Raw genomic sequence first — 3,061 nt, forward strand, 5'->3', positions numbered from 1 at the left:
GCCTCCTCTCTGAATTCTACAGAATACGTCTGTTTCGTCTTCAACCTGCACCTCTGAGTTCTTCAAATAACAAAAATCCAGAGGCGACATCTAGTGTGACGCCGGGGGGGGCTGCGCGTTGGGCTTGGGCTGCGCGTCGGGCTTGGGCTGCGCCTTGGGCTTGAGCTTCGCCTTGGGCTTGAGCTTCGCCTTGGGCTTGAGCTTCGCCTTGGGCTTGAGCTTCGCCTTGGGCTTGAGCTTCGCGCTGGGCTTCGGCTTCGGCTTCAGCGGCAAGGCAGAAGCCGCACCCGCTCAAGCCGCCGTAGCCTATTCCGCCTCGCCGATATGCCGCGCGATCGTCGCGTTGACTTCGTCGGCGTGCGTGAGCGGCCCCATGTGCCCCGCCCCCTCGACGATCGCCAGGCGCGCCGCCGGCAGCAGCATCGGCAGCCGTTCGGCGATCGCGCGCGTCGGCACCGGCGCGTGCTGGCCGCGCAGGATCAGCGCCGGCACGCGCAGGGCGGCGTAGGCGGAGAGCGGCGTGCGCTCTTCGAGCAGCGCGCGAAAGTCGAGCGGCGCTTTCGGCGCCCAGCGCGTGAGCGCTGCCTGCACCGAGGGCCGCAGCGCTTCCCACGCGCCCCGCCCGCCCCAGTAATCGACGAACGACGCCGCCGCGCCCCGATAGTCGCCGCAGTTGACGCCATCGGCGGTGCGCTTCGAGATCGAGATGATTTCGGCGAGCGCGTGTGCGCCGTGCGCGCCCATCGTCTTCAGCAAGTGAAACGCGGAAGGCTCGTAGAGCGTCAGGCTCGCGATGCGCTCCGGCCGCTCGACAGCCGCGCGCAACGCCACGCCGCCGCCGTACGAGTGGCCGACGAGATGCACCTTGCCGCGCGTGGCGTCGATGATGCCGATGGTCTTGGCGGCCTCATCGGCGAGCGTAAAGGCGCGCTCGCCGCTCCACGGGCCCGTGCTGTCGCAGCCGTAGTGCTCGGGCACGACGAACGCGAGATGCGGGCCGAGCGCCTCGCCGAGCTTGCGCCATTGCGACGCTCCCGAGCCGGAGCAATGCAGGGCGATCACGGTCGCGGAGGTTGAGCGGACTTGCGATGCAGATGCGATGGCTTGATTCATGGTCGTCGATGAAACTCATGGGTTGGGCGCGCGGCTGTATCGACTATCGGCGCGAGGCGGGCGGCTGGCTATGATCGGGACGCCGCCGTTCGTGCCCGGGCATCCAGATCATCGTTGCAGTGCAGAAGCGTGCAGACTCAGTGATCGAACTCCATCGCACGCATGCGGCGTTCGAGCTCGACCATGTCGACGGCGGACGCCAGATACGTATCGCGACGGCAGTGTTCCGCGCGGTCGAGGGTTTTTCTCAACAGCAAAAAGAGATAGACGAACATGATGTCCTCCGGTCGATGACCTGATCTTCCAGGCGTGCGTCCGGTGCGGATCATCGGGTTCGCGTCACGGCTGGAGGCTGCTGACAATGCAGAGTCCATGCCATGACGCGTCGAGGCTTGTCGGGCGGGGGTTTCAGCGGTTTTGAGGGAAGTAGAAGCGGCGAAGTGTCTGCGCGCGGCCAACGAATTGCCGGGCAAAAGTCGGGCTGCGCCGAACACGTCTCATGGCGTCGGCTGCGCCGTCACGCCTCGATTCGGCGGCTGCGCCGACTCGACGAACGGCGCCCCGTCCTGCTGGCAAACCGTGCCGTCGGCGGGCAGCGTGCCGTCGATGAAATACGCGGACTCGGCATCGTTCGCGCAGCTGCTCGTGTTGAGCAGCGCCGTGTGGCCGTAGCCGTTCACCGTCAGAAGCCGCGCGTTCGCGAGCAACTTCGCGGTCTTCTGCGACGAGCCATACGCCGTCGATGGGTCGTACACGTTGCCGATCACGAGGATCGGCGGCGTCTTCGCGTTCCACGGCCCCTTGTACAGCGATGCCGACGTCGCCGGCCAGCTCGAACACGGCGCGTCGAACCACGCCACCGGCTGGCCGATCAGCCCGGCGCGCGCCTGCGCGAATGCGGCGATCTGCGGAAAGAGCGTCAGGTCGCGCGGATTCGGACTTTCGCCGCACTGGACGGCATTGCCGGCGCCATCGCTTTCGTAGAGAGCGTCGGAAGCGGCGGTGGTGGGAACTGGCGTCGCCGCCGTAGCCGACGGCGCTTCGCTCGCCGTCCATAGTCGATCGAGCACGACGCCGAGCGCCGTCCAGCCCGGGAAATCGCCGAATGCATGCACGGTGAACAGGAAATTCGACGTGAGCGACAACATCGACGGCCCGGTGACCGTGACGCTCCCAAGCGCGACCGGCTGCGCCGTGAGGCGCGCGGCCAGCGTCTGGAACTTCGCAGCGGTGGCCTGAGCGCTCGCGCCATCGTCGGCGAAAGCGCAGCGGCCATGGCCCGCCCGCGCGCATTGCTGGAAGAACTGGTCGAGCGTCTGGCCCGACGCGATGTCGTTGTTCATGCGCAGGCTGGTGCCTTGCAGCGGCGTTTCTGCGAACCAGGCCTCGATGTCGATGTTGCCGTCGAGCACGGCCGCGCGCACGCGATCCGGGTACAGATTCACATAGGTCGCGCCGAGCAGCGTCCCGTATGAGACGCCCAGGTAGTTCATCTCCGGCTCGCCCGCCGCGCGCCGCAGCCATTCGAGGTCGCGGGCGGTATCGGCGGTCGAGACGTGTTCGAGCAGCTTGCCGGCGCGTCGCAAGCAGCTCTGATTGAACTGGGATTGCAGTTGCGCCTGCGCCTGAACCTGTGCGTCGCCGACCGGAAATCCCGGCGCCATCCGGCGCTTGAACGCGTCTTCGGCTGCCTTGCTCTCGAAGCACCGCACCGCCGTGCTGCGTCCGATGCCGCGCGGGTCCCAGCTGATCAGGTCGAAGCGGGCGATCAGCGCCGGCGGAAACTTGTCGATCCAGCCGGGCAGGTCTTCCGTGCCCGCGCCGCCCGGGCCGCCTGGGTTGAAGAAGATCGCGCCGAGGCGCTGCGCAGTAGTCGGACCTGCAAAATTGGGTTTTGTTCGTGGACGCCTCGGGGCGTTCATCAGGTGGCCTTGTACTTTTCGAACTC

At 67.0% G+C, this 3,061-nt stretch carries 4 protein-coding genes; all 4 read right to left on the reverse strand.

Annotated elements, in window-relative coordinates; genetic code table 11:
• Nucleotides 1-90: 90 nt before the first annotated feature.
• Nucleotides 91-273, reverse strand: a complete 183-nt coding sequence (locus tag AWB67_RS35785) for a hypothetical protein (RefSeq protein ID WP_087660608.1) — start codon at nt 271-273, stop codon at nt 91-93.
• A 33-nt stretch (nt 274-306) separates the two neighbouring features.
• Nucleotides 307-1,113 carry an alpha/beta fold hydrolase gene (locus AWB67_RS35790; protein ID WP_087660609.1) on the reverse strand — a complete coding sequence of 269 codons (807 nt, stop codon included), beginning with the start codon at nt 1,111-1,113 and terminating at the stop codon, nt 307-309.
• 137 nt (nt 1,114-1,250) lie between these two features.
• Nucleotides 1,251-1,607 (reverse strand): DUF3563 family protein, encoded by a 357-nt coding sequence (locus AWB67_RS42610; protein WP_235025555.1) that lies wholly within the window; start codon nt 1,605-1,607, stop codon nt 1,251-1,253.
• A gap of 3 nt (nt 1,608-1,610) precedes the next feature.
• Nucleotides 1,611-3,061: alpha/beta hydrolase (locus AWB67_RS35800; RefSeq protein WP_235025556.1), on the reverse strand; the 1,451-nt coding region annotated here is incomplete at its 5' end.

This window comes from Caballeronia terrestris, from assembly GCF_001544515.1.
Lineage (GTDB): Bacteria > Pseudomonadota > Gammaproteobacteria > Burkholderiales > Burkholderiaceae > Caballeronia > Caballeronia terrestris.

What these genes read in the sequence shown, in the direction of transcription:
- AWB67_RS35790 (WP_087660609.1), bottom strand. Translation starts at nt 1,113, where the DNA reads ATGAATCAAGCCATCGCATCTGCATCGCAAGTCCGCTCAACCTCCGCG.